The following is a 25,728-nucleotide window of genomic DNA, read 5'->3' on the forward strand; positions in this document are numbered from 1 at the left end:
CTTGTCCCCCGTCGTTGAACGACTCCGGCATCCATCGTTCAACGACGGGCGGGGACAAGCCCCGCACCCGACAGCGGTAGTTACCCCAAATTGCCGGCGTCTACAACGACTTGCGGCGGTTGCGCTTGTAGTCCTCAAACAGCATGTGGCCCAGCCCCTTCAGGGAGGAATAGTACGCCTTGCCCTGGTTTACCTCCGTGAATTCCTCCACGAAGCGGCGCAGATACGGGTCGTCGGCAATCATGAAGGTGGTGATAGGCACCTTGAGGCGGCGGGCGGCGGCGGCCAGGTTCAGGGTCTTGTTCACGACTTTACGGTCCAGCCCAAATGAGTTCTTGTAGTAACCGGTGGGCTCCTTCAGGCAGGTGGGCTTACCGTCGGTAATCATAAAAATCTGCTTGTTGGCGGTTTTGCGCTTGCGCAGCAAATCCAGGGCCAGCTCCAGGCCCGCCACGGTGTTGGTGTGGTACGGACCTACCTGCAGGTAAGGCAAGTCCTTCACCTCAATCTGCCAGGCGTCGTTGCCGAACACGATAACGTCGAGAAAATCCTTGGGGTACTTCTGCTTTACCAGCTCGGCCAGGGCCATAGCCACCTTTTTGGCGGGCGTGATGCGGTCCTCCCCGTACAAGATCATAGAGTGCGAAATATCAATCATCAGCACCGTGCTGGTCTGCGACTTATGCTCGTTTTCGCGCACCTGCAGGTCGCCCTCCGTGAGCATAAACTCGCCCGAGCCCAGACCGTGGTTGAGCTGGGCGTTGCGGATACTCTCCGTCATGGAAATCTGGTCGAGCGAGTCACCGAAGCGGAACTCGCGCATGTCGGTGCTTTGCTCGTCGCCCTGGCCGGTGTGGGGCGTGCGGTGGTTGCCCGTGCCCGATTTCTTGAGCTTGCCAAAGATTTCCTCCAAAGCCGAGCGGCGGATGTTCTGCTCGCTCTTGGCCGTGATGTTGAACGCCCCCGGCTTCTGCGGGTCCTCATCGATGTAACCCTTCTTTTTCAGGTCTTCGATGAAGTCGCCCATGCCGTACTCGTTGTCGGTGAGGCCGTACTGCTTGTCCAGCTCATTCAGCCACGACAAGGACTCGGCCACGTCGCCGCTGGTGATGGTGACGAGCTGCATGAATAGTTTGAAGAGGGAGTCGAAGCCTTTCTCGGGCGACTCCTCGGGCGTGAAATCCCGGAAACGAAAGCCTACGGACATAATCTGGGGAATGAGCCCTTAGAACAACCCGGGGCGGCTTTTAGTTGTGAGGAGGTAAAAGCTCTTAATTGTGAGCATATGGCTAGCTACGCCTCCATTCACCACTACCTCCATCCCCAATACCCATGAAAGCCATCTGGAATAATACCGTAGTAGCAGAAAGCGACGATACCGTAGTGGTCGAAAACAACCACTATTTCCCGGCTGAGGCTATCAAGCGCGAATATTTCGAGGACAGCATTGCCGGCACTACCTGCCCCTGGAAAGGCCGCGCCAGCTACTACTCCCTGCGCGTGAATGGTGAGCTGAACAAAGACGCAGCCTGGTTCTACGCCGAGCCCAAGGAGGCTGCCCAGCAGATAAAAGGGCGGGTGGCGTTCTGGAAAGGCGTGCAGATTGTGGCCTAGCGCAACCCCGGCGCAAGCGGCACGGTAGACGGAGTATGTTCCGCTCCACTTCCGCCCTTATGCCCTTTTCTTTCCGCCTCGCGTCGGCCGGCCTGCTGCTGGCCTTGCTGGCTGGCTGCGACTCGCAGCGCTCCACCATCGAAAGCACGCCCGAAATCAGCCAGAGCAGTCCGGCCGCCGCACCCGCCACGCCCGTTTCCTTTCGCAAGGAGCTGGCCGCCGACGACCTGCGCTTTCTGGTGCAGACCACTGGCGAGGGCTCCGGCCGCCAGCTCAGCGTGCGGGTAGAGAAAGGCGGCCGGGAACTGACTATCACCACGCAAACCCTCGACGGCACCGTGGCTGACGCCGTAGCCACCAACCTCAACGAGGACAAGTACCCCGAACTGCTGGTGTTTGTGAGTGATGCCGGCACCGGCTCCTACGGACAGTTGGTGGGCTACGAGTTCATGAACCAGGGCCGACGGCCGATTACGCTGCCGGCACTGGCCGGGCCCGCCGCTGCCGGCTACCAGGGCCACGACGAGTTTCGGGTAGAAGGCCAGGAGCTGCTGCGCACCTTTCCGGTTTACCATGAGGCCGATGCCAATTGCTGCCCGAGCGGCGGCAAGCGCACTATCCGCTATCAGCTGCTGGAAGGCATTGCCACCTTCCGCCAAGTGGCCTTCAGTACGGCCGCGCGCTAACCTGCAGAAAAAGCTATATAGAAACTATTATTTGCCTATCCCGTATGGCATGCACAGTTTGTGGGCCACCTCGAAGGGTATGTACCCCAGAAGCCCCCGCTTTTTGTGCGCAGTGTGGGCGCTTTCGACAGCTGAACCGCCCATAGCTGCGGTTTCAATCTTGGTAACTCATCCTGCTTTCTTCATTACATTTCTCCCTAAAATCCATGAAAACACCTGTTTTAACCTTCTTGAGCGTTTCGCTGCTGGCCGCCTCGGCCTGCGACTCGTCGCGCACCGTGGGAGAGAGCAACAACTCCGCCGCCGCCACGGTCGAAAGTACTGGTTCTGATGTCGTAGGGTTCAGCCGCGAGGTAACCCAGGGCGATGCGCGCTTTGATATCCGCGCTACCGGCGAGGGCGACCAGCAGCAGGTCACCATCCGCTCCTACCGCGGCGCCGGCCTCACTACCGACCCCGTGCGGGTTCCAATTAAAGGCACCGTGCGCGACGCTGTATCGGGCGACCTGAACGGAAACGGCAAGCCGGAAGTCTACATCTTTACCGATGCCACTTCCGCCAACGGTGGTTTCTACGGCTACGAGTTTGGCGACCGGGGCTATACGCCCATTAGCTCGCCCGGCCAGATTACCGGTGCTGCCGCCACCGGCTACGCTGGTAGCGACACCTACACGCTCAGCAACGGCACGCTCACCCGCACCTTCCCGGTAACGGGCGCCACCGCAGGCACTGCTACTACCTCCACTACCACGGGCACCGACGCAGCCGGCACGTCGGCCGCGGGCAGCACACGCACGGTTACCTACAAGCTGGGTGCCGACGGCAAATGGACGATGAACCCCTAGCAGCCTGCTACAGTCGGCTGCAAAAAGCAAAAGCCCCCGCAACACGATGTTGCGGGGGCTTTTTTGGTATAAGAGTGAAGGAAGCTACTCAATCCACTTGAACTTGTACTCCAGCTTGGGCACCGGCATACGGTCGGCTACGCGGCGCAGGCGGTTGGGCAGGGCCATGATGTACTCGCGGGCTTTTTCGGCCGCGCCGTTCAGGTTCGAAATCTGGTCAATTTTCCAGTCCTTGATGAGGGTTTCGAGGATGTCGGTGTAGTCCTGGCTGGTATACACGCCCAGGCGCTGGGCAGCATCGGTGAAGTGGCCGAAGGTTTTGCCCATATCCACACCAAGCTCGCGCATGTAGTGGGCCGGCATCACAATCTTCTTGCGCATCATATCCTCAAAGGCCAGCATCATCTCGCTGGGGTCTACTTCAAAGATTTTCTCCACAAAGGTTTTGTAGACGCGGGCGTGGCGGGTTTCGTCGCCAGCAATCATGCCGCAGATTTTGCTGAGCTGATCTTCGCCCACTTTACGAGCCAGCGTACCCACGCGGCGGTGCGAGAGGTTGGTAGCCGTTTCCTGGTAGCTGGTATATATAAAAGCCCGGTACGGGTCGTGGGCCGTGCCCAGGTCAAAGCCGTCAGCAATGAGGTACTGCGTGCTGATTTCGAACTCGCGCATGTTGACGCGGCCGGAAAGGTAGAGGTAGCGGTTGAGCAGGTCGCCGTGGCGGTTTTCCTCGGCCGTCCAGCCCCGGATCCACTGGGCCCAGCCGTTGTTGGGGTCGCGCCCCAGGTCGTCGAGCTGATGAAACCAGGCTTCGTAGTTGGGCAGCGCTTCCTCAGTGATGGTGTCGCCGATAAGCACTGCCAGCAGATCGTAGCTCAGGTCTTTGGCCCGCTCGCGCAGCTGTTTCACCTCATCAAAAAAGGTATCCAAGCGAGAGTCAGGCAGGAAATCAGAAGGCTGCCAGCTATCCTCCACGTTCTTCAGAAAAGAACCGAGGTTCTGCCTGAGGAAGGGTTCGAGATACTGCAGCACCTCTCCACGGGAAGTGAGCGATGCAATCATGGGTGTGAGGGAAATAGGACGTACGCCAATTGAACGCCAAATGTATAGATTCAATTTCAGCACATACGCGGGAAACACCCCTGCTCAGCCTACATAATTTTGGCTTTTACCGCTACTTCACTGGTTGAGCCGTCGGAAAATACAGCCGGGGTGCGGTCGAGCTTCCGCCCGGCGCACGTTCCCGCGCTGTTAATTGCCAGTTTTGTTGGGTTGGCTGAACACTTCTCGCCAGCTGCTGATTGAGCAGGCGGGCGGTTGCGGGCGTCAGGTACCACTTCACGGCTGCCCGGCGCCGGGCCAGCTGCCGCAAAGCCGCCGCCATATCCGGGGTACCCGTCAGGTGCTTACGCAGCTGCGCCTGCGAAGGATCGGCCGTGTACCACCCCGTAACCGACAGAAAACCCACGCCAGCGCCCAGGCGGGGGCGCCCCCACGGGCTCTGCGACTTGTAGGCCTCGTCCAGCACGTCCGTTACTACCACGGCGGCCGGGTAAGTGTGGCGGCGCATCTGGCGAAGCTGTTGCAGGCCCCGGTGCTGCTCGGTGCGCAGCTGCTGCTGGCGGCGCAGGGTTTTCACGGTGAAAGGCAGCGCAGCAATGCCCAGCACCAGCAGCAGCGCCCGCACCGCCCGCCGCTCCGACTCCATCTCGTCGCGCAGCACGAACACCATCGCGCTGAGCACGAGAAGGTCGAGCAGCGGCAGGGCCAGGTGGGGCGGCAGCCTCAGGAGCGTGCCCAGGCCCAGCAGCAGTCCGGCCCAGGCCAGCAACGCTAGCCAGAAGCCTGGGCGGCCGCGCATGTCGGTGTGAGCCAGCACCCAGGCCGCCAGCGTAGCCAGCACCAGCAGCGCCGGAAAATACTCCCGAATCAGCCCAAACACCGTAGCCTGCAGCTTGGCTGGCGCAATGTGCTGGCGGAAGTAAGAAGGCTCGAACCGGGCTGTACGCCGGAACAGGGCTTCATTTACCAGGGTAGAGTCGCCTAGCATCCCGCTGACGGCAAGGCGCAGGCCCAGGGTATCGGTGGTGGTTGCTGGCGCTAGTCGGTAGAGCCCGTAGTCGTTGAGGGCCGTTGCCTGCTGATGCAGCTGGCTATAAGCTTGGCTGGAGGCGGGGCGCAGCAAGTGCAGAGCCAGTCCGGCCACAACAACCCAGGCAATGGCAGCCCCTACCAATGGCGCGGCGCGGCGGCCACTCAGCCACCATAGGCCCGGCAGCACTGCCAGCAAGGCTACATCGGCCGCGCCGGGCCAGATCAGCCAGGCTACTCCAAAGGCCGCCAGCCCCAGCCCCTGCGCCCACCGCTGCATGGGGCGCTGGGCCGCAAACAGCAGGCCGCTGCCCGCCAGCAAAACCGCCACCCGCCCAAAATGAAACCACATAGCATGCTCCAGCCAGAGCGTGCCGTAGATCAGCACCAGCAGCAGCGTAATCTGCCAAGTAGGTACGCGCCCACGCAACAGCTTATCGATGACGGAAAAGGCCAGGGCGGTGGCCGCGTACAGCAGGCCAAAAAGCAGCGTGGCATACCAGGGCACGGCTGGCCACTGCTGGCAAAGCAAAGCCAGCACCGCTGCCAGACCGTGGAAATACAAATGCAGGTTGCTGACCGGAGCAACTGCCGTGATGCCCCGCACCAGCTGTATGATGGCCAGGTCGTCACTGGTTTCAAAGTAAGAGCCCAGCCCCCAGCCGGAGGCCAGCAGCAGCCCCGCCGGCAACACCAGACAATGAACGAAACGGGGCCAGCGCGCAAACATGGCGGCGAAGATCAAACGAAGAATCGGGAATCAGGAAGAAAGCACAGCGCCAACGCCGGCGGCCTGGCTTAGCAGCCAGTCGAGGGGGCGCACGGCCTGCAGCTCGCGCAGCAAGCCGTATAGCTCGCGCGCCTCCGAAAAGTTGCGCCAGCGCACGGCCTGGCGCAGCTCCCAGCGCACCCGCACGGCCAGGGCATCCCGCTCATCGGGGGTACGGCACAAAGCCTGGGCTTTGCGACAGATGCGGATAGTGGAGGCCAGGTACGGGTCGTGGGGCTGGTAGCCGCGCCGGGACATAGCCTGGGGGTGCAGGCGCTTTTGCGTGGTCGTTTCATCCTGAAAATGAAACTGCCAGCTGCGGGCCGCCCGCACCCAGAAATCGAAGTCCTCGTAGGTCAGGGTTTCGTCGTAGCCGCCCAGCTCGGTCAGCACGGCCCGGCGCACCAGCACCGTGGGCGAGCTGATGAAGTAGCGCCGCAGCACCTCGGCAAACACCCAGCCCTCGGCTGGCCGGGGCAGCAGCACCCCGGGCCGCGGGCGCCTATAATGGTAGCCCACATGGTGTCCCTGCTCATCGACGTGCTCCGCATCGGAGTACACGAGGCCGTAGCTGGGCGGCAGCTGCTGAAAAACGGCCACCTGCCGGGCAATGCGCTCCGGCAGCAGCACGTCGTCGGTGGCGAAGTCGATGAGAAACTCCCCCTGGCTGCGGCGGAAGGCGTGGTTGAAAGCGGCGCAGTTGCCTTCATTGCGCGGCAGCAGTAGCAGCTGCCAGCTGGGGTGAGCGGCGGCATACTCGCGCAGAATGGCGGCGCTGTCGTCGGTGCTGGCGTCATCTACCAAGATAACCTCCAGGCGCGGATACGTCTGGGCGAGGATGGAATCCAGGGCTGGGCGCAGAAAGCGGGCGTGGTTGTAGCACAAAGCCACGACCGTAACCAGCGGCAGCTCCGGGGCAGCCGACAGAACCGAAGGTGCGCCGTTAGTCATGCACAGAAGCGGTAAGCGTACGACGAAAATACAGGCCGCAGGTCAGGAGCAGCACGCCGTAGCGCACGGCCTGCGCAATGGGGGCGCCCAGCAGCCCGTAGCGCGGCAAACACACCGCCAGCAGCCCGGCGTACAGCACCGCCGAGCCCGCCTGCACGGCTACGTAGCGCCCCACCCGGGCCTGGGCCACCAGCAGATACAGCAGCACCCAGGTCAGGAACCTAGCCCAGTCGCCGAGCAGCTGCGGGGGCAGCAGAAACCCGGCGGCGGCAAACTGCTCCTCAAAAAGCAGCGGCAGCAGCCAGCTGCGCACCAGGTACAGCAACCCCAGTCCGGCCGCCAGCACCGGCATTAGCAAGAGCAGAATAGAGCGCACGTACGCGCCCTGGGCTTGGGGCTGGGCGCTGAGGGCTGCCAGCCGGGGGTAGTACACACTGCTCATGAGGGCTGCGAAAACCATAGTATAGTTATCGGAGAGCTTGGCTACGGCCTGCCACAGGTCAGTTTGCGCCAGGCCAAACTCCCGCACCAGCACGGCGCGCAGAGCAAAGTCCACCGCCTTACCAAACACCAGCGTGCTTAGGGCCATCAGCAGAAAATGGCTTAAAGCCACCAGCGCCGGCCGGCTGACCGGCCCCCACCCCGGCAGCTGGATGCCCACGCGCCGGGCCGCCAGGGCAGTGGGCGCTACCACCAGCGCCTGCGCCAGCAGGTAAGTCAGCAGCACGTTTTCCACCGGCCACTGCGCGTAGAGGGCCAGGGCCACGGCGCCCACGCTCAGGGCGCTCAGCAGCACCGTGAGCCCCACGTAGGCCCGCAGGCGGCCGGCAGCCAGCAGTGCCGCCGTGAGCAGGGTGTTGGCCACCAGACCGGCCAGCCCCAGCCCAAACCCCGCCAGCCACGCCACCGACGGCCGGAACATGCCCACCAGCGGCGCCTGCCCCACGGCCAGAACCAAGGCGCCAGCCACCAGCGCGGCCAGGTTCAGCACCACCGCCGCACCCAGCCAGCTTTGGTACCGCCCCGAGCCCGGCCGCAGCGGAGCGGCGTACTTGGTGAAGCCTACGTGCACCCCGTCGTTGGGCAGAGTAGTGAACAGGGCCATCAGGTTCTGGAAGTGGGCCAGCAGCGTAAGGCCACCCGGCCCGCCGTACACGGCCAGCAGCTTGCCCAGCAGCAGCGCCCCCGCCGTGCGGGCCCCAATAGCCAACCCCGCGCCCAGGGAGCCGCGCAGAAAGTTGCCGGCCCCACCAGACTGGGCTTTTGGCGTCTTAGGGCTGAAGGCAGAAGCGCGCGTCATGGCAGGCAGAGGCGGCAGGAAGCCAGAGAAACGGCGGGGCGGCCGGCAACCTGCCAGAATAGTAGCTTCTTCACCGCGCAAACGTCAGTTTCAGACTGGCCTCGGCGCCCAGGTGCTGCTTGAACTGCAGCAGCGGAAAGTTCAGCCCATCGGCCAGCGACGCGGTGCCCAGATCAAGCATACGGCAGCCTTGGTTGCGCCCAAACTCATGCAGGCCCTGGTGCAGCAGCACCGTGGGACTGTAGGCCGCGTAGGCTCTGGGGCTGCCGGAATAAAACGTGTAGAGTATATCGGTGCTTACCTGAATAACCAGAATAAGTGCGGCCCATTGGCCTGCAGTGTCGCGCACCGAAAATAGGAAATGGCGCGCCGGGAAGTGAGCAAACAGTTCCTGCAAGCGCTCCAGCGGTAACAGTGGCGCGTGGCCTTTTTCCTGGCGGCAGCTTTCCCAGAAGTCGTACGCCGCCGGCAGCAGCCAGGGCGGCTCCTGCTCCACCACGAAGCCCGCCCGCTCGCACTTGCGCAGCCGCAGCAGCTCAGCGTGGTAAAGGCCCGCCGCAAACTCGCGGTGCAGGGGCAGGTGGCTGCTAACTTCGGATTTCCCAATATGGTAGCCCAGCTGCAGCAGCGCCTGGGTTTGTAGGGCACTGGCAGCGGGGTCGTAAGCGAAGGGAAATGATTTGAGCTGGATATTGTCGAGTCCGAGCGTGGCCAGGTGGGCGTGTACGACCGTCAGGAACGCCAGCAGCACGCGGGCCGACACGTCCGGGGCCATATGCACGCCCCCGAAAGGCGCCTGGTACGGACTGTAGGCTTGATCCGGCGCTCCGGCCGCTGCCACGGGCAGCTGCGCTATGGTGCGCTGCCGGCGCTGGTCTTCGAGGTAAAACAGCTGCCAGCTTTTCACGCCGTGCTGCAAGGCCAGGTGCGCGGGCTGGCCGAACAGGTAGACGTCAAACGCCAGCGGCAGCACCGGTCCGCCGGGCGCGCCGGCCCGCACCCGCACCTGGTAGCGGCCCGCAAGGCCGGGCAGCGGCAACAGCAAATCCTGGGAAACGAAATCGGACACGGGCAGCAAGGGCAAGAACACGCGAAAGTACGGCAAACCCCGGCTACCCGCTACCATTGCCGAAAGCATCCGGCCTTTTCCGCCGTACTTGCGTAGCATACGCCCAGTTTACTTTTCTTTTGCCCGCCTGCATGGATCCGCAGATGCCCTCTTCCGTGGCCGCCGAGCCCGACGACTTATCCGAAACCGCACCGCACAGCCATGTTTCCGACCGGCAGGCCACCCAGCAGGCCCGCGAGCAGGTGGTGGGTCAGCGCCCCGGCACCCTCGTGGTTCATCCCGACGCCCTGGCCCCGCGTCTGTTCATGATTTCCTACGATACCGACGAGTTCGTGGAGCGCGAGTACGACAACTACGACGAGCTGCTGGCTTTTTTCAGCGGAACCCGCAGCTGCGCCACTGGATTGACGTGCGCGGCTACAACGACCTGGGCCTCATGGAGCGCCTGATGCGGGACTTCAACCTGCCGGCCCTGCAGATGGAGGACGTGCTGGGCGACTACCAGCGGGCCAAAGTAGAGGAGCTGGACAACGGCCGCCTGTTCCTGGTGTCGCGCATGACGGACTTCACTTCCCAGCTGGAAGTGGAAGACGACCAGCTGAGCTTGTTTACCGGCCCCAACTACGTGCTGTCGTTTCAGGACGATTACGACGACTGCCTGGATGCCGTGCGCCACCGCATCCGCTCGGGGCGCAGCCAGATTATGCGCCGCCCGCCCCTGTACCTGGCCTACACCCTCACCGACGTGGTGCTCGACCACTACTTCCCCACCATGGCCGCCATTGGCGACTACATTGAGCACCTGGAGGAGTTGATTTTCCGCTCCAAGCGCGCCGACCGCCGCCTGCTGGGCCGCATCCTGCAGATCAAGAAAGACATTGTGCGCTTCCGTAGGCTGGTGTATCCGGAGCGCGACAAAATCACGGAAATCCTGCGCATGCCCGAGGATGTGGTGTCTGAGGAAATGAAAACGTACTTCCGGGACTGCTACGACCACGCCATCCAGACGCTGGACCTGGCCGAGAGCTACAAGGAATCCGTCAACAGCCTGGTAGAGCTCTACCTTTCCGACCAAAGCAACCGCATGAACGAGGTGATGAAAGTGCTGACCATCATTAGCTCCATCTTCATCCCGCTGAGCTTTGTGGTGGGCCTATATGGCATGAACTTCCAGCGCGAAAACCCGCATGGCGGTATAAATACCCTCAATATGCCAGAGCTTTATCACCCCCTGGGCTACCCCGTACTGCTGGGCGTGCTGCTCTTCGTCGTTTGCGGCCAGCTCATCTACTTCTACCGGAAGGGCTGGCTTAGTTAATGTGCTAATGTGCTAATGCATGTGAGCTGTCATGGCGAGCAGTGCGAAGCAATCCGTCTTGGACAAAACCAGACCCTTTTTTCTACCAGTAAGCCCCTGACGTCCATGCTGGCGTCAGGGGCTTTTCACGTCCTGGGGCTTTCGGCGTTGCCCAGGACGGATGGCTTCGCGCTGCTCGCCATGACAGCTAAAGCATTAGCACTTCAGCACATTACCCACATCAGCACATTCTAACTCTATTTCACCGCTGTGCGGCGGAGCTGGCGGCCCTGCACGTGGTAGAGCTGCCAGACGCTGGCGGCCACATCGTAGGTTAGCTCCACGGTGGCGGCCGTGCTCGGGAAAGGCTGCCCGGTGAGCAGCTCGCCTTTGGCGTCGTAGAGGTATACCTGCTGCGGGCCCAGGTCGGTGAGGGCCACGATGCGCCGGCCGGGGCCGTAGTCGAAGAACTGCACAGGCTTTTCGTCGGAAGTCAGGAAGCGGCGCTCCAGCAGGCGGCGGCCGGCCGCGTCGAATACGGTGAGCAGGCCGTTGGCTTCCTGCCGGGCCACCACCCAGCCGCGCTGCAGCTGGTCGGGGATGATGCGGAAGGTGGCGCCCTGGCTCCAGGTACTCAGGCGGCCCCGGCTGAGGATGTTGCCGCTCAGGTTGAACTGCACCCGCTCGCCGCGCTGCGTAACCACGGTGAGGCGGGTGCGCCGCAGCGTAGGCCCGGGCTCCACAAAGGCCGCCGTGTGCAGGCGCCCACCCACGCTGATGGGAAAGCCCGGGTACGTGCCCCCAGTCCGGTCGAAGGCGAAGATGTAGCCGTTTTCCAGCAGCACCACTATCACCTCGGAGCCGCCCACCGTGAGGTAGTGTGGGGGCGCGGCCGGGGCAAAGTCCAGGCGCTTGGGCTGCCAGCCGGGCAGGGCGTTGCCGTTGGTATCAAACAAAAAGAAGTTGCCCCCGCCCCCACCTACCAGCAGCCGGGCCGGCTGAGTGCCCACCCCCGGCGCCACAGCCAGGGAAGTGGCCTGCACCGAATCGGGCAGGTTGAGGGGGAAGTGCGAGGCCGGCTTGCCTTGGGCATCGTAGAAGTAGAGCTTGCCGGGGGTGGCCAGCACAAACCCCGGTGTGCCGCCCAGAGCCAGCCGGCGTATCGGCCCCACCAGCGGCCCGCTCAGCGTATCCGACCAGGCCACCGCACTTTCCGGGGTGAGGTAGTGCAGCACCCGGGCACTGTCCTGCACCAGCACGCCCGGCGTACGGGCGTTGGCCACGCTCACCAGCGTGGGCGGACTGATCAGGCGGCGCAGAAAGCGCAGGCCGCCGCGCTCCTGGGTGAGCGAGCCGGTTTGGGTGACGGTAGCCGCCGCCGGCCAGGCGCAGCAGCAGCTGGGTGAAGTATTGCCCGGCGGCGCCTTCTTCCGGGGCAGCGGGCACCAGCTGAAACGCCAGCTGCGGAAAGCGCTTAAACAGCGTTTCGTTGCGCAGCAGGCCTGCCCGGCGCTCTTCCCGCAAACTCCGCAGCAGCACGTTCCAGCTGTTCTGAGTGTCGAGGAAAATACTGAAGCGGGCCAGGGGCTGGGTTTCTTCCAGGAAAGCAACCTGCGTGGGCGAGCGGGCCCAGACGTGGCCGGCTGCCACATCCTGCAACCACCCGCGCAGGGCGGATGCATCGTCGGCAAAGGCCACGTAGTTGCCGGCCTGGGCCACCGCACCAGCTCCCGTGAAGCCCGCAAACAGAGGCCCCAGCAGGCGGGCCGGCACTTCGGGCAGCCCCAGGCTATGAATCTCGTAGCTGCCCACCCGCTCGAAGGCCGGGCTGGCTCCGCGGGCGCGCCGCAGCTGGCCCAGGGCCAAAGCCACCCGCGCCGGATCGGCGCACCGCACCAGCACCAGCCGGGCCGGGGCCTGCCGGGCCGAAGGCGCCGCCAGGTAGCACAGTGCGGCCTCATCTGTCAGCTGGCGGGCTATGCTGTCCAGGGCAGTAGCCGTAGCTGAGTCGGGGGCAGGCAGCGTGCGAGTGGTGTGTAGGGCAGTGGGCCGGGCCACACCCAGGTGCAGGAGGATGGCCGTGCGCAGGGACAGCACCTCGGCCATACCCAGGCGTTGGGCGGGCTCCCGGAGCAGGCGCTGGTGCAGGGCGTCGCGGGAGGTTTCGGGGTTGGTGAAGCCATTGAGTAGCACCTTGTTGCCAGCCAGCTGCAGCTCGAGCAGGCCGTTGCGGCCGAGGCCCGTGAGCACCTGGGCACTGGGGCGCAGCTCGGGCCGGAAAAACAAGTCCAGAAACGGTGGCAGCTGGCGGTAGTTTATCAGCAGGGTGGCGTCCACGTCGCGCAGCTGCAGGAAGTCGGTATTGCGGAAGTCGGCAGCCACGGAGGGCTGGCCGGTGTGTTCCAGGCGGGCAATTACTTTCTCAACGAGGCCTGCGCCGCTGCTTAGGATCAGGTGGTTGCGGTAGTTGAAGTACGTGACGCCGTTGCCCGTACCCCGCTCCCGGACGTCGGTGAGTACGTGGCCGTGGTAGGTGCGGGAGTTTACCTGAAAGCGCGGATGACGGCCCAGGGCCTCGGCAGCGGCCCTCACCTGCCGGAACTCGCGCACCGTGTTCAGCGGCACCTGGTAGAGCACATCAAAGGAGCCGGGGCCGGTGATGTGCACGGAAGCCAGCACCGTTTTGCGGCCCAGAAAGCGCAGCAGGTTGTTGCGGCTGTTGGTCAGCGAATCGAGCAGGCGGCCGTTTTCCTGCACCTGCTGAAAGTACGGCAACGCCGCCAGGTTGTCCCAGAGCTGGGTTTCGCGGAGGTGGCGCACCAGCGTAGGATGGTCGCGCGAGGCCAGCACCAGCACGGCATCGTCGGGCACCAGCGCCCAGGCATCCACGGGCACGCTTGCCACGGCGCGGCGGTAGTACACGTAGGAGCCGAGCGCGGAAAGCAGCAGCAGCCCCGCCAGAAACACCAGTAGCTTATTGGACATGCAGCACGGCCCGGGAGGAATTCGGAAAGCGGCAAAGGTAGCACCCTATTCGCAGCCTCCCACCGCCGGGTTGCGGCCATAGGACGTCAAGCCACCCCATTTGGTAAAACGCAAGGAGGTAAAAGCCACAGGCCGAAAGCTTGCAGATAAGCCCCAAAACTACCCGCCGCAAAACGGAAAAGGCCGTTGCTTGATAGCAACGGCCTTTTTTTGATAAACAATGGATTGTTAGCGCTGAACTACCTGCAACTGCTGTACGGAATTGCCCTGCTGCACGCGCAGCACATACAGGCCGGAGCGTAACGAGGTGCGGGTGTTTATCTACACCGTGTTCATACCGCGCTTCAGGTCTACCTGCTGGCTGTATACGGTGCGGCCCAGCAAGTCGCACAAAGCAACCCGGCCCGGGCCGTTGCTGAGGCCCTGCAATTCAACCCGCAGGCTCTGAGCGAAAGGGTTGGGATAAGCCGAAAGGCTAAAGGTCGCACCGGCCGCACGCTTGTTGCCGGTCGATACGTCAGTGCGTACCAGCAGCCAGCGCTGGGCGTCGTTGCCGTTGTCATCCCACAGCTGGATATCGGCACCGGGCGTAGGGCTGTTGCCGGCTACTTCCAGGCACTGGTTGGTACCTTTCAGGGTTACTTTGTAGTAACCTTCGCCCATGTCCTGTAGCATCCAGCGCTGGTAATCGGCGTCGGTGCTGTTGTTTTGCTCGATGCGGGTGCCGTGTTCTATAGCGCCGCCTACGGGCTGCACGTACTGGTCAGTATTCAGGTGCATCAGCTTGTAAGAGCCATCCGTTTGCATCGTCACCACAAAGCGCTGAGCATCATTACCGTTATCGAGCCACTGGTGAATGCGGGTGCCGGGCGTAGCCAGGTTGTTGTCCACGTCGAGGCAGACGGCGGGTTCTACGCCTTTGTGGATGAACTTGTACACGCCGCCAGAGACAATTCCGGTGGCCGTCTGGGCCCAGGCAGCCGGAGCCAGCAGAAGCAGGAGCAACAAGGCCGCTACCTGCGAGATGCGTAAAGAGTTTTTCATGGAAATTGAAGGTTAAGTGAAAAGGGGAAATAAAAACGAAAAGCGGTAGGCGCCCTACCAGGAAACTGTCCCAAAACCCGCCGCTTCCGCCCCGCCTGTCAGCAGCGCAGAAGGGTGGTTTATCGGTTGGCGTAGAAGCGGCTGGCTTACCAGAACTTCACGTACAGCGCCGTGATAAGCAGCAGGGTGATGATGATGAGCGTGAGCGTCTGGTTGCTGACGCGGAACAGGCCGGGCTCCAGGTGCAGCGCCTTGGGGTTCACCACCGGGCCAGCCAGGCTCAGGCCCACCATCAGTACCACGGTGAAAAAGAACGACCAGCCCATACCAATCAGGAACGGAATTTCGTAGCCGCCCTGGCCGTTGGGAAAAGCCGTGTACAGCAGGGTTTCGGGCCCGAGCACCGAGGGCGCGAAGTTGTTGAAGAACACCGACAGCAGGAAGCCGGCCAGCATACCGGCCACAGCGGCCGTGCCGGTGGTGCGCTTCCAGAACATACCCAGCAGGAACACCGCCACAATACCGGGCGAGATAAAGCCCGTGTACTTCTGGATAAAGATGAACCCACCTTCGCCCCCAATACCCAGCAGATCTTCCCAGGTCAACAGCACGGCCAGCACCATAGCCGCCAGCACCGTCACGCGGCCTATCCACACCTGTTTCTGCTCGGTGGCTTCCTTGTTGAGGTAGCGCTTGTAGATGTCGAGGGTGAAGATGGTGGAAATGGAGTTGGCTTTACCCGCCAGGGAGGCCACAATAGCGGCGGTCAGCGCCGCCATCGACAAGCCTTTCAGGCCGTTGGGCAGAAAGGTGAGAATGGCGGAATAGGCATTATCGGGGTTGAAGTGCCCGCCGGAGCTCATTTCAGCTTGCAGCCCGCCGTTCTTGTAGAGCACGTAGGCGGCAATGCCGGGCAGCATCACAATCACCGGCATGATGATTTTGATGAGGCCGGCAAACAGGATGCCGGTACGGGCCGTGTGCAGGTCGGCGCCCAGGGCACGCTGGGTAATGTACTGGTTGCAGCCCCAGTAGTTGAGGTTGGCCACCCACTGGCCGGCGGCATACATAGCAAGGCCGGGCAAAGCCAGGTACTTGCTGATGTAAGCCTGCGAGGAATCGGGCCCGGGTTTGGGGAAGATCATGTGGAAGTGGTCGTCGGCATCGTGCATCATGGCCTGAAAGCCGGCTACAATGTTGTTACCCAGCCCGAACCGCTCACTTACCAGACTCAGGGCAATGTAAGACGTGGCGAGGCCGCCAATCACCAGAACCAGCACCTGCACCACGTCGGTGTAGCCTACCACCTTCATGCCGCCCAGCGTGAGAATCAGCGCGAAGGCCGCCAGCCCCACCAGAATCAGGTGAAAATGCTCCCCGCCGGTGAGGTTGTTGATGGCCAGCGCGCCCAGGTACAGAATGGCCGTGAGGTTCACCAGCACATACAGAAACAACCAGAAAATGCTCATGATCAAACTGAGCGTGGAGTTGTAGCGCTGCTCCAGAAACTGGGGCATCGTGTAAATCTTCTGCTTCAGGTAAATCGGCATGAAGAACACGGCCACCAGAATGAGTACAATGGCAGCTACCCACTCGTAGGCAGCAATGGCCACACCCAGGGAAAACCCCGAGCCCGACATGCCGATAAACTGCTCGGCCGAAATATTGGAGGCAATCATGGAGGCGCCAATGGCCCACCACGTCAGGGAGCCTTCGGCCAGGAAGTAGTCCTTGGTATCCATCTGGGCTTTCTGCTTGCTGCGGTACACGTAGTACCCGTAGGCCGAGACGCCCACGATATACAGCAGAAACACGCTCAGATCCAGAATATTGAAACTTTTGCCCATGAAACGGGAAGGAAATCAGGTAAGGGGAAGCGGGAAAAAGCGGTGCTACTTGCGCACGCCAAACTGGTAGCTGGTGGAAGATTTCAGCGTCTGGCCGGGCTTCAGAATGGTGCTCGGGAATTTGGGCTGGTTGGGCGAGTCGGGGAAGTGCTGGGTTTCCAGGCAGAAGCCGTAGTTCTGCACGTAGGCCGTGTTGCCTTTGCCCGTGAGGTTGCCCTTCAGGAAGTTGCCGGAGTAGAACTGGATGCCGGGCTCGGTGGTGGTCACCGTCATGGTGCGGCCCGTGGCAGGCTCATAGACCGTAGCGGCCGGCTGGGGCGTAGCCCGGGGCGCGTCGGCCAGCACCCAGTTGTGGTCGTAGCCGCCGGGCCCGGGGCCGGTCACCTGCTTGATTCGCTCCCCGATGGTGTGCGCCTGGCGGAAGTCCATGGGTGTGCCCTGCACCTGCCGCAGCTCCCCGGTCGGAATCAGGGTGCCATCTACCACGGTGTAGCGGTCCGCGTTCAGCGTCAGCTCGTGGTCCAGGGCATTTTTTGCCTGACCGTGGTTGAGGTTGAAGTAGGCGTGGTTGGTGAGGTTGACGGGCGTGGCCTTGTCGGTAGTAGCCGAGTAGTCGATTTTCAGCGCGTCATCGTTCGTGAGCGTGTAAACGACCGTCACGTTCAGGTTGCCGGGGTAGCCTTCCTCGCCGTCCTTGCTCAGGTAGGTGAGCTTGAGCGTCTGCCCCTCGGCCGAAGAACCGGGCTCGGCTTCCCAAACGACCTTATCAAACCCGCGCTTACCGCCGTGCAGGGTATTGGGCGCGTTGTTCAGGGCCAGCGTGTACTGCTTGCCATCGAGGGTGAACTTGCCGGCTTTGATGCGGTTGCCGTAGCGCCCGATCAGCGCCCCGAAGTACGGGCCCTCCTGCAGATACTGGGCGCTGGTGTAGCCGCCCACGTTGTCGAAGCCCAGCACCACGTCGCCGAGCTTGCCGTCCTTGTCGGGCACCAGCAGGCTGGTGAGCGTGCCGCCGTAGTTGGTGATGGTGGCTTTCAGGCCGTGGGCGTTGGTGAGCGTGTAGAGCTTGGCCTCGGTGCCATCGGGCAGCTGGCCGAAAGAAGTAGCAGTTGGAGTCATACGAGCAGTGGAATCGGCCGCGGCCGCGCCGGTGGCAGTGGCTGCCGTGGTATCGTCGGTAGAGCGGTTGCAACCAACGGCGCCCGTCAGCAGCACTCCGCCCGTCAGCAAGCCAGCAGTGAGCCGGGAAAAAGAAGGCAGCATAAGCAGTAGAAAAGGTTGTACACGTGAAGGCGCCCATTAAACCAATGGCCCGCCGGAAAATGGAGGCCCCGCGCCGAAACGCCGGGCCTCCCGCCTGGCTTCAGACTGGGTTATTTTTCCCCTACCACCAGTCTGAAATCTTCGAACGCGGCCGTTGCCGGCCCGCGCACCACAACTCCGGCTCTTACGCCACGGTCCCAGGGTGGCAGATAAGCGCCGTTTACAGCGGCGTAGTTGGGTAGAAGTTGCCAGGTTTTGCCCCCGTCAGAACTCCAGTCGAACTGATAAGCGGTACCGGCCTGTGCCCGCAGCCGGAGCGTGAGCTTGGTGGCAGCGGGCAGCGGGGCGGCGCTCAATACTTTGGCCTGGCCTTTTTCCAGCTGCCACAGCTGCAGCTGCCCGCCCCCGGCCGTGAGGGCAATTTCATTTTCCGGGTCGCCCAGGGCCGCTATGCCCGCCACCGATCCGGCTGGTATTTGGCCGGGCTGCAGCAACGTGGTGGTGGCCGTATAAGAGGCAGCGTAGGTATGGTGGCCCAGCACCGCCCCACCGGGCTCGGGGCGGCCGGTGAGCTGCAACTGGCCGCTGCGCAGGCTGAAGGTAGGCTTCTGCTCCACTGGCCACTGCCAGTCGGGTGCCAGCGTGCTGCCCTGAAATTCCTCGTTTATGGGGCGCGGTGCGGGCGCGGTGGCCGCTACCGGCGTGCTGCCGCCTTGGAACTCCGGCCAGCCTGCAGCTGTCCAAGTGAACTCGCTCAGCACGCCCTGCCGGCCCACGTACTGTTGGCTTTGGGCGTCGTAGGCGTGGTGCAGCAAGTACCAGCGGTTGTTGCGCTCTACCACGGTACCATGGCCGGGGCACTTCCAGGTGTTGTTGTTCAGCAGCACCGGGTTCCGGTCGTATTTTTCCCAGGGGCCGGTGAGCTTGCGGGCGCGGGCCACGCCGGTGGCATAGGTACAGCCGGGGCCGCAGCAGCCGTTGGCGGCATAAAAGGCGTAGTAATACTCGCCGTGCCGCACCATCGACACGCCTTCCACCAAGTTACCTTCCCAGGGTGCTGAGTTGCGGAACAGCTCTACCTTCTCTCCTACCAGAGCCGTGCGCTCCTCGTTCAGGCGCTGGGCCCAGATGGGCGTGGGCTCGTTGCGGCTGTTGCCGTCTTCCTTCCAGATCAGGTACAGCTGGTTGTTTTCGTCCCGCATCGGAAAGCCGTCGATGGAGCCGGCGGGCTGACTTACCAGGGGCCCATGGTCGCGGTAAGGGCCAGCCGGGTTATCGGCGCTGGCCACGCCCACGGCCAGGGTGCCCCCCGCTGGTGGGCAGTGTAGTAGATGTACGTTTTGCTTCCTTCCTGGCTGATTTCAGGTGCCCAGAAGTAGTAGTCGGCCCAGGCCGGCAGCTGGTTGGGAAAGACATGGCCCACCAGCTCCCAGTCCGTCAGGTTCTTCGATTTCAGCAGCGGAAACGTGGGGCCCCAGTTGGAGGAGGTAGCCGTAGCCCAGTAGGTGTCGCCTATCTTCGTTACGGAGGGGTCGGGAAAGTCGCCGGGCAGCACCGGGTTGGGCAGCGGGGCGGCGGTAGTTGCGGTAGCTGCCGGGCTGGCGCTGCTGCTCTCAGTGCCAGCGCTGGTAGCGGCCGGCCGCTGGCAGGATGCCAGCAACCCCAGGCCGAGCAGCACCGGGCCGCCAAAGCGAAGCAGCGTAAAACGGAAAGAGGTGGGTTGCACCATGGCAGAGAAGTAGTGTTGAAACAGCGCGGCCTTACTCACCCGAAGGCTTCTTCAGCTCCGTGCTCAAGGCTACGGGCGTACCAAAATTGGGCGTGCCATCCGCATTCCAGGTGAACTTCTGAATCCGGGGGCTGCGCTCGTTGCCGCATCCCCTATTAGGGTTCGGGTTGGCGTGGTAGATTATCCAGTCCTCGGTGCCGTCTTTCGACTGGAAGAAACCATTATGGCCCGGCCCGTAGGCCTGCCCCTCCGGGTTTTTCGTGAATACCGGAGTGGGCGTCTTCGTCCACGACGAAGCCAGCATGGGGTCGGCGGTGCTGCTGGCCGTGAGCATTCCCAGCGCGTAGTCGTCGGTGCTGCAGTGGCTGGCCGAGTACACCAGGAAGGTTTTGTCGCCGTGCTTCAGAATTTCAGGACCCTCGTTTACGTCCGGGTCGCCATTGGTTTCCCAGCTGTAGTCAGGCTTGGAAAGCTGCACGCGGGGGCCTACGAGCGTCCAGGGGTTGCTCATCTCCGAAATGTAGAGACGCTGCTCCCCGGTGGCCTCAATCTCGTGGCCCGACCAGATGAGGTAGCGCTTGCCGTTTTGCTCCAGCACGGTACCGTCGATGGCCCACAAATCCTGGTTGGGGCTGGCAATGCGGCCCTTGTACACCCAGGTGCCCGTGGTAGGGTCGGCGGAGGCATTTTCCAGCACGTGCACACGGTGGCCCGCGCAGCAGAAGGGGTCAGCGGAGTAGTAGATATACCACTTGCCGTCAAAGAAGTACAGCTCCGGGGCCCATAAGTCGCGCTGGTTGATGCCCGCCTGCTGAGGCGTCCACACCACGGTACTCACGCCCGAGGCCAGCTCCGACATCTTGGCCGTTTTGCGAATGGTGATGTCGCCGCCGGTGGTACTCATGTAATAGTACGTGTTGTCCTTGCGGTACACCCACGGGTCGGGGCCAACCGGCAGCAGGGGGTTTTTGAAGGTGGTAGCAGAAGGTGGAGCTGGTGGCGGGGGCGCAGGCGGCGTGGAATTTTTCTTGCAAGCCAGCGTGAGGCTCAGCAGCGCAATAGGCAGAAATCGAAAAAATGACATGAGTAGCTAGAAAAGCAACAATTAGAGAAGACCAACTTCAGGCTCAGAAACATCTGGCCTACGAGAACATACAATAAGAGCCGTTCCGATGAAAGGCCGGAACGGCTCTTATTTCAGATACCAGCTTACGACTTACCAGCCACTATTCTGCTCGTAGCCTGCCAAATCAACTTCGGTCTGCGGGATGGGCAAAAGTCGGGAACGGCTCACCTGAAAGCTGTTGAAGTCTGTATCACGGGCTTTTAACTGGTCGATGTTAGCCTGATCATCCAGCAAGCCCCAGCGTTTCAGGTCAAAGAACCGCTGGCCTTCGCCCGTCAGTTCCGTTACCCGCTCGTGCATAATTTGGGTGCTCAGGCTGCCTTGGTTGAAATTTCCTTCCTGCAGTGGTGCAAGCCCGGCCCGGCTGCGTACCTGATTAATAAAGGGAATAGCCGCGCTGGTCTGGCCTTGTTCGTTCAGGGCTTCGGCCTGTAGCAGCAATACATCGGCGTAACGCATCACCCGGTGGTTGATGGGCGAGTCAAAATTCTCAAAGTTCCGGTAGTAGTCCGTCTGATATTTGCGCCAGTACACGCGGCTCAGGTCACGGGCATTGCCTTTGAAACGGTTTTGAAAGCCCGTGCCGTACACCAGCGTATCACCATCTACCGGTAGGCCGGTAGAAAACTGGCGCCGGTTATAAAATACGGTGGCTGACAGGCGTGGGTCGCGGCGGCCCGTGGTGGTGGCTTCCTGCAGAAACTCGTTTACTACCCAGGGACGAACTTCGCCATCAACAAAGCCTGCGCCTGGCACACCCCAGAACTGGGAACGTTGACCACCTTCCGAGGAGGTAGCGTCATCTCCGTCATTGCCGCCCAGCTTGGCGTCAGAAAACTGTACCTCAAAGATAGACTCGGCGTTATTTTCGGTGGTGTGGCGGAAGTTGTCAGTGTAGTTGCTCGTCAGCTGGTAGCGGCCCGAGCCAATGACTTCCGTGAACTGAGCCGAAGCCAGCGCCCATTGCCTGTTTTGCATGTACGCCTTACCCAGTAGTGTGGTGGCTGCTCCCTTCGTAGCGCGGCCGGTATCGTTGCCGCCACCGTACGAAGCATCCAGGTCCGGCTTGGCAGCCTGCAAATCAGCAATAATCTGCTCCCATACCTGCGCTTCCGTAGCCTGAGGCGGCAGATTGGCCGGATCGGATGGGGTGAGTGCCAGCGGAACACGCCCGTACAGGATCACCAGATTGTAGTAGTAGAGCGCCCGCAGAAACCGGGCTTCGGCCAGAATCCGCTTTTTCAGCCCTTCGTTCATCTGGATACCAGGCACATTGGCCAGTACCTGATTGGTGCGCCAGATGGCGCGGTAATGGTCGCGCCAGATGTTTTGGGAAACCTCGAAGTCGTAGTTGGCCTGTGTAAAGCGCGTGAAGTCGGCCAGCTCGCCCCAGGGGCTTTGGCTGAAGCTATCATCAGAGCGCAGATCGAAGGCAAAGTGCAGCCAGCGCCGGTATGTGCCCAGCTGCTGCAGGCCGCTGTAACTGGCATTGATGCCTTTTACGGCATCAGCCTCGGTGGCCCAGAACGACTCGGTCGTAGGCTGGTTGGGATTAACCTGATCCAGAAAGTCTTTTTCGCAGGCTGTCGTCAGCAGCAGGCTGCCGGCCAGCGCGGCCAGGCGAAGAGTATGGTATTTCATCGGAATGTCGGATGGGAAAGGTGAGCAGGTGAGATAGAACCGGCTTAGAAGCCGAGCTGAGCACCAATGGAAACCGTGCGAACGTTAGGGTAGCTCCCCTCATCTACTCCTCGGCTAAGCGCCCCATTTACTATTTCAGGGTCGTAGCCGGTGTAGTCGGTAAGGGTGAACAGGTTCTGAGCCGTCACATAAAAGCGCAGGCTGTTTACACCTTTTACGCGCTCTGTCAGCGTTTTAGGAATGGTATAGCCTACCTGCAGGTTCTTCAGGCGCAGATAAGAGCCATCTTCCAGCCAGCGCGTGGAGTTCAGGCGGGCGTTGTTGATGGCCGCTTCGCCTGCCTGCCCGCCGCCGCCGGCGATAATAGCGCGGGGCGTGGTGGTAGAGGGGTTCTCTGGTGTCCAGGGGCTAAAGTCGCGGCGGTAGTTACCGTTGTCGTCGGTGCGGTCCAGCCAGTAGCGGCCCGTGTTCAGAATGTCGTTGCCATTCACCCCTTGGAAAAAGGCCGAGAGGTCAACGCCCTTGTAGCCCGCCGTCAGGTTCAGGCCGTACTGGATTTTAGGAAACACACGGCCAACGTGGGCACGGTCAGCGGCCGTTATGGCGCCATCACTGTTCACATCTTTATAGCGCACGTCGCCGGGCTGAGCGTTGGGCTGGGCACTACCGGCAATGTTGTCACCACTCTGGAAAATGCCGTCAAACTGGTACAGGAAGAATGAGCCCATCTCGTAGCCTACCTCCGTACGGGTCGATTCGCCGGGACCACCTACAAAGAAGTTAGCCTTACCGTCGTTGCTTAGCTGAGTAACCTCATTTTTGAGTGTGGTGAGGTTGCCAGAAATTCCATAGGTAAAATCCCTACGGGTTTCGTTGTAGCCGGCCACCAGTTCAAAACCCCGGTTTTGGATGCGGCCCACGCGCTGATAGGGGTTGCTGCCTGCATTGCCTAGCACCAGCGCAATGGCGGGGTCAACCAGGGCATTGCGGGTTTCAGACTGGTAGTAGTCGGCCGACAGCGTAAGCCGGTTATTCAGAAAGGCTACATCAAGGCCATAGTTGGCGGTGCGGCGCTCTTCCCAGGCTATATCAAGGCTGGGAAGCTGTGTCTGGATACTACCATTCTGGATATTGTCACCACCGGCGGGGTAGTTTACGTTGGTATTGATAACCCCCTGCCACCGATAAGCCCCACCATAAGGGCCACCAAGCTGCTCGTTCCCCAGTACCCCGTAGCTGGCGCGCAGCTTCAGGTTGCTTACCTGCTCACTGAGCCCGGCAAAAAACTGTTCCTGGGAAATACGCCAACCGGCAGAGGCCGCGTAGAAGGTACCGTAGCGGTTTTCGGGGCTGAAGCGCGAGGATCCGTCACGACGGACAGCCGCCGTGAGCAGGTAGCGCTGGTCGTAGTCGTAGGTAAGCTGGCCCAGGTAGGAGCGTTTGTTGTACACATAGGACGAGCCTACTACCTGCGGAGCGCTGCTGCCCGCATCCAATGCCCAATAGTACACGGGGCCAATACCATAGTCATTATTACGCCCCCGGGTAAAATCACTGGTCTGGTGCTGCTCGGTGTAGCCGGCTACAGCTGACACGTTGTTTTTTCCGAAGCTCTTATCAAAGGCCAGCGTGTTCTCCACCATCGTGAAGAAGCTGTTGCCCTGGTTTTCGGCGTAATAGGATGGGTTCAGCGCGTCATTCTGGCGCCACTGGCCATACTGACGCTTTTCCCGATCATGGTACGACACATACTCCAGGCCCAGGTTGAGGCGGTAGCGCAGGAAGCTAAAGATATCTACCTCTCCATACACGTTGCCCTGCAGACGGTTGTTCTCGGTGGTATTGTTCAGCAGCTTTTGCAGCGCAATGGGATTGGTCCCAAACGTGCTGGCGTTGTTGTTGCCGAAGCCGAATCCACCCGGGTTGGCCATATCATACACCGGTGTAACGGGCAGCATGCGCAATACATCCAGAAATGGCAAACCGTTGAGCTGCGTCTGGTTGGTGCGGGCCAGTTGCAGGTTTTCACCCACACGCAGGCGGCCACGGTTGAACCCTGAGTTTACCCGCACGCTGTAGCGCTCAAACTTGGGGCCCTCGGTGGTGCCCTTCTGAGTGAAGTACTCGCCTGACAGCAGGTAGTTGGAGTTTGGGCCGCCGCCCGAGAATCCCAGGCTGTAATCCTGAATTGAGCCTGTCTGAATCAACTCCTTCTGCCAGTCGGTATCCACCCCGTTTGGATTTGCGACGAAGGGCTGCGGCGGCCGACCTGCGTTTTCATAGGCCTGGCGGTTGATAACCGACCACTCCTGGGCATTCATCAGGTCGTAGGTTTGGGTGATTCTTTGTGCCCCGCCATAAGCATTGAAGCTAATAGCTGGTGCGCCCGCCTTGCCTTTCTTCGTAGTGATGATAATGACCCCATTGGCGCCCCGGGAGCCGTAAGGCGCCAGCGAAGCTCCGTCCTTCAGCACCTGAATTGACTCAGCATCCTGTGGATTGAAGTCCCGGATGTTGTCAAGCCAAAGTCCGTCTACTACATAGAGTGGGCTGCTGCTGCCGCTTATACTGCCCAGGCCACGGATATTAACAATAGGAGCCTGACCGGGTAAACCCGAATTAACAACCTGCACACCGGGCAGTCGCCCCTGGATGCCTTCCGAAATGGTAGCTACGGGCGCTTTTTGCGCATCTCGACCACTCACGCTGGCTACTGAGCCTGTTACATCCTCACGCTTTTGCGTCAGATACCCCACTACCACCACGTCGTTCAGCAGCTTGGTGTCCTGCGCCAGGGTGATGTTGACGGAGGTGCGGCCGCTTACGGCCGCTTCCTGGGTGGTGTAGCCTACAAAGGAGAAAACCAGCGTGGCGTTGTCGGCCACGCTCAGCGAGTAGTTACCATCAGTGTCCGTCTGGGTCCCATTGGTAGTACCCTTTTCCAGCACCGTCACGCCCGGTAGCGGCTGCCCCTTGTCATCGAGCACACGGCCACTCACGGATACGGCCACCGGTAGGGCGCCAGGGGCAGAATTGATATACGCGGTGAAAGAGGCGGCCGCAGCCGGGTTGGGCAGGGCCAGGGGCAAGCAGCACAGCAGCGCCGGAACAGCCAGCCGTGGTACCCTGAGTACAGCGTTTTTCATAAAGGGGAGGGAATTGATGAAGGGACCGAAGGAACGCAGACCGTGCAAACGTTTGCATGTGTGCGGTAAAAAAAGACTCACTCCTTTCGTGCCGGGCACCAGAATGAGCAATTGAGAAGTACTGCCAACTACACCTTGAAAAAAGACAGATTCTTTGTTTCAGGATGTAAGAATAAGGAGAGGCAATAGCAATGTCAAGTAAAAAGGTAGATTATTTTCTTGCCCGCTGCTAAATGAGCGTATTCTACACCCTTATCAGTAACCCCAATGAAACCATTTGCAGCAGGCTAACCCAGCCAACAAGGGCGTCAAATGAAAAAGTATA

General features: G+C 61.5%; 21 protein-coding genes. 5 read left to right on the forward strand and 16 right to left on the reverse strand.

The window, feature by feature from the left end:
- Positions 1-100: 100 nt before the first annotated feature.
- Complete coding sequence (locus tag LRS06_RS01170; RefSeq protein ID WP_257869785.1) at positions 101-1,207, reverse strand: VWA domain-containing protein; 1,107 nt, start codon at positions 1,205-1,207, stop codon at positions 101-103.
- A 125-nt stretch (positions 1,208-1,332) separates the two neighbouring features.
- Here LRS06_RS01170 and LRS06_RS01175 point away from each other — a divergent pair, with 125 nt between their 5' ends.
- From LRS06_RS01175 to LRS06_RS01185, 3 genes are all read left to right on the forward strand, one after another.
- A complete protein-coding gene (locus LRS06_RS01175) occupies positions 1,333-1,614 on the forward strand; it encodes a DUF427 domain-containing protein (RefSeq protein ID WP_257869786.1) in 282 nt (93 codons plus the stop codon).
- A gap of 59 nt (positions 1,615-1,673) precedes the next feature.
- Positions 1,674-2,300 carry a hypothetical protein gene (locus LRS06_RS01180; RefSeq protein WP_257869787.1) on the forward strand — a complete coding sequence of 209 codons (627 nt, stop codon included), beginning with the start codon at positions 1,674-1,676 and terminating at the stop codon, positions 2,298-2,300.
- Between the two features lie 206 nt (positions 2,301-2,506).
- A complete protein-coding gene (locus LRS06_RS01185) occupies positions 2,507-3,145 on the forward strand; it encodes a hypothetical protein (protein WP_257869788.1) in 639 nt (212 codons plus the stop codon).
- A gap of 84 nt (positions 3,146-3,229) precedes the next feature.
- Here LRS06_RS01185 and LRS06_RS01190 read toward each other — a convergent pair whose 3' ends face one another.
- The 5 genes from LRS06_RS01190 to LRS06_RS01210 form a co-directional block, all read right to left on the reverse strand.
- Positions 3,230-4,207 carry an acyl-ACP desaturase gene (locus LRS06_RS01190; protein WP_257869789.1) on the reverse strand — a complete coding sequence of 326 codons (978 nt, stop codon included), beginning with the start codon at positions 4,205-4,207 and terminating at the stop codon, positions 3,230-3,232.
- 112 nt (positions 4,208-4,319) lie between these two features.
- A complete protein-coding gene (locus tag LRS06_RS01195; RefSeq protein ID WP_257869790.1) occupies positions 4,320-5,966 on the reverse strand; it encodes a hypothetical protein in 1,647 nt (548 codons plus the stop codon).
- Between the two features lie 30 nt (positions 5,967-5,996).
- Positions 5,997-6,956, reverse strand: a complete 960-nt coding sequence (locus LRS06_RS01200; protein ID WP_257869791.1) for a glycosyltransferase family A protein — start codon at positions 6,954-6,956, stop codon at positions 5,997-5,999.
- On the reverse strand, positions 6,949-8,256 hold the full coding sequence (locus LRS06_RS01205) for a hypothetical protein (RefSeq protein ID WP_257869792.1): 1,308 nt from the start codon (positions 8,254-8,256) through the stop codon (positions 6,949-6,951). The genes LRS06_RS01200 and LRS06_RS01205 overlap by 8 nt, the downstream gene beginning before the upstream one ends.
- Positions 8,257-8,326: 70 nt before the next feature.
- Entirely contained in the window at positions 8,327-9,325 is a 999-nt protein-coding gene (locus LRS06_RS01210; RefSeq protein ID WP_257869793.1) for a GNAT family N-acetyltransferase, read from the reverse strand.
- A gap of 131 nt (positions 9,326-9,456) precedes the next feature.
- Between LRS06_RS01210 and LRS06_RS01215 the strand changes: the two genes are divergently transcribed.
- On the forward strand, positions 9,457-9,774 hold the full coding sequence (locus LRS06_RS01215; protein WP_257869794.1) for a hypothetical protein: 318 nt from the start codon (positions 9,457-9,459) through the stop codon (positions 9,772-9,774).
- On the forward strand, positions 9,735-10,643 hold the full coding sequence (corA, locus tag LRS06_RS01220) for a magnesium/cobalt transporter CorA (protein WP_257869795.1): 909 nt from the start codon (positions 9,735-9,737) through the stop codon (positions 10,641-10,643). Before LRS06_RS01215 ends, corA begins: the two co-directional genes overlap by 40 nt.
- 236 nt (positions 10,644-10,879) lie before the next feature.
- On the opposite strand, the gene LRS06_RS01225 is transcribed toward corA, so the two are convergent.
- The 10 genes from LRS06_RS01225 to LRS06_RS01270 all read right to left on the reverse strand — a co-directional run bounded on the left by LRS06_RS01225 (position 10,880) and on the right by LRS06_RS01270 (position 25,403).
- The gene (locus LRS06_RS01225) at positions 10,880-11,665 is read right to left on the reverse strand and encodes a hypothetical protein (RefSeq protein WP_257869796.1); all 786 of its coding nucleotides are present in this window, start codon (positions 11,663-11,665) and stop codon (positions 10,880-10,882) included.
- On the reverse strand, positions 11,571-13,607 hold the full coding sequence (locus LRS06_RS01230; RefSeq protein WP_257869797.1) for a hypothetical protein: 2,037 nt from the start codon (positions 13,605-13,607) through the stop codon (positions 11,571-11,573). The genes LRS06_RS01225 and LRS06_RS01230 overlap by 95 nt, the downstream gene beginning before the upstream one ends.
- Before the next feature lie 321 nt (positions 13,608-13,928).
- The gene (locus tag LRS06_RS01235) at positions 13,929-14,651 is read right to left on the reverse strand and encodes an RICIN domain-containing protein (protein WP_257869798.1); all 723 of its coding nucleotides are present in this window, start codon (positions 14,649-14,651) and stop codon (positions 13,929-13,931) included.
- Between the two features lie 146 nt (positions 14,652-14,797).
- Positions 14,798-16,498 (reverse strand): sodium/solute symporter, encoded by a 1,701-nt coding sequence (locus LRS06_RS01240; RefSeq protein WP_257869799.1) that lies wholly within the window; start codon positions 16,496-16,498, stop codon positions 14,798-14,800.
- A 45-nt stretch (positions 16,499-16,543) separates the two neighbouring features.
- Complete coding sequence (locus LRS06_RS01245) at positions 16,544-17,761, reverse strand: aldose epimerase family protein (protein WP_257869800.1); 1,218 nt, start codon at positions 17,759-17,761, stop codon at positions 16,544-16,546.
- Between the two features lie 110 nt (positions 17,762-17,871).
- A complete protein-coding gene (locus LRS06_RS01250; RefSeq protein ID WP_257869801.1) occupies positions 17,872-19,050 on the reverse strand; it encodes a family 43 glycosylhydrolase in 1,179 nt (392 codons plus the stop codon).
- A complete protein-coding gene (locus LRS06_RS01255) occupies positions 18,996-19,490 on the reverse strand; it encodes a glycoside hydrolase family 43 protein (RefSeq protein WP_257869802.1) in 495 nt (164 codons plus the stop codon). The genes LRS06_RS01250 and LRS06_RS01255 overlap by 55 nt, the downstream gene beginning before the upstream one ends.
- A gap of 31 nt (positions 19,491-19,521) precedes the next feature.
- Positions 19,522-20,574, reverse strand: a complete 1,053-nt coding sequence (locus LRS06_RS01260) for a glycoside hydrolase family 43 protein (RefSeq protein ID WP_257869803.1) — start codon at positions 20,572-20,574, stop codon at positions 19,522-19,524.
- Positions 20,575-20,706: 132 nt separating this feature from the next.
- Positions 20,707-22,257, reverse strand: coding sequence for a RagB/SusD family nutrient uptake outer membrane protein (locus tag LRS06_RS01265; protein ID WP_257869804.1), 1,551 nt, complete (start codon positions 22,255-22,257; stop codon positions 20,707-20,709).
- Between the two features lie 44 nt (positions 22,258-22,301).
- Positions 22,302-25,403 (reverse strand): TonB-dependent receptor, encoded by a 3,102-nt coding sequence (locus LRS06_RS01270; protein WP_257869805.1) that lies wholly within the window; start codon positions 25,401-25,403, stop codon positions 22,302-22,304.
- Positions 25,404-25,728 lie beyond the last annotated feature (325 nt).

This window comes from Hymenobacter sp. J193 (assembly GCF_024700075.1).
GTDB lineage: Bacteria > Bacteroidota > Bacteroidia > Cytophagales > Hymenobacteraceae > Hymenobacter.

Bases quoted from the DNA above. Each gene is read 5' to 3' on its own strand.
- LRS06_RS01180 (WP_257869787.1), top strand. From the start codon at position 1,674: ATGCCCTTTTCTTTCCGCCTCGCGTCGGCCGGCCTGCTGCTGGCCTTG.
- LRS06_RS01230 (WP_257869797.1), bottom strand. From the start codon at position 13,607: ATGTCCAATAAGCTACTGGTGTTTCTGGCGGGGCTGCTGCTGCTTTCC.
- LRS06_RS01260 (WP_257869803.1), bottom strand. From the start codon at position 20,574: ATGTCATTTTTTCGATTTCTGCCTATTGCGCTGCTGAGCCTCACGCTG.
- LRS06_RS01270 (WP_257869805.1), bottom strand. From the start codon at position 25,403: ATGAAAAACGCTGTACTCAGGGTACCACGGCTGGCTGTTCCGGCGCTG.
- LRS06_RS01195 (WP_257869790.1), bottom strand. From the start codon at position 5,966: ATGTTTGCGCGCTGGCCCCGTTTCGTTCATTGTCTGGTGTTGCCGGCG.
- LRS06_RS01190 (WP_257869789.1), bottom strand. From the start codon at position 4,207: ATGATTGCATCGCTCACTTCCCGTGGAGAGGTGCTGCAGTATCTCGAA.
- LRS06_RS01235 (WP_257869798.1), bottom strand. From the start codon at position 14,651: ATGAAAAACTCTTTACGCATCTCGCAGGTAGCGGCCTTGTTGCTCCTG.
- LRS06_RS01170 (WP_257869785.1), bottom strand. From the start codon at position 1,207: ATGTCCGTAGGCTTTCGTTTCCGGGATTTCACGCCCGAGGAGTCGCCC.
- LRS06_RS01240 (WP_257869799.1), bottom strand. From the start codon at position 16,498: ATGGGCAAAAGTTTCAATATTCTGGATCTGAGCGTGTTTCTGCTGTAT.
- LRS06_RS01265 (WP_257869804.1), bottom strand. From the start codon at position 22,257: ATGAAATACCATACTCTTCGCCTGGCCGCGCTGGCCGGCAGCCTGCTG.
- LRS06_RS01185 (WP_257869788.1), top strand. From the start codon at position 2,507: ATGAAAACACCTGTTTTAACCTTCTTGAGCGTTTCGCTGCTGGCCGCC.
- LRS06_RS01215 (WP_257869794.1), top strand. From the start codon at position 9,457: ATGGATCCGCAGATGCCCTCTTCCGTGGCCGCCGAGCCCGACGACTTA.
- LRS06_RS01205 (WP_257869792.1), bottom strand. From the start codon at position 8,256: ATGACGCGCGCTTCTGCCTTCAGCCCTAAGACGCCAAAAGCCCAGTCT.
- LRS06_RS01175 (WP_257869786.1), top strand. From the start codon at position 1,333: ATGAAAGCCATCTGGAATAATACCGTAGTAGCAGAAAGCGACGATACC.
- LRS06_RS01245 (WP_257869800.1), bottom strand. From the start codon at position 17,761: ATGCTGCCTTCTTTTTCCCGGCTCACTGCTGGCTTGCTGACGGGCGGA.
- LRS06_RS01200 (WP_257869791.1), bottom strand. From the start codon at position 6,956: ATGACTAACGGCGCACCTTCGGTTCTGTCGGCTGCCCCGGAGCTGCCG.
- LRS06_RS01255 (WP_257869802.1), bottom strand. From the start codon at position 19,490: ATGGTGCAACCCACCTCTTTCCGTTTTACGCTGCTTCGCTTTGGCGGC.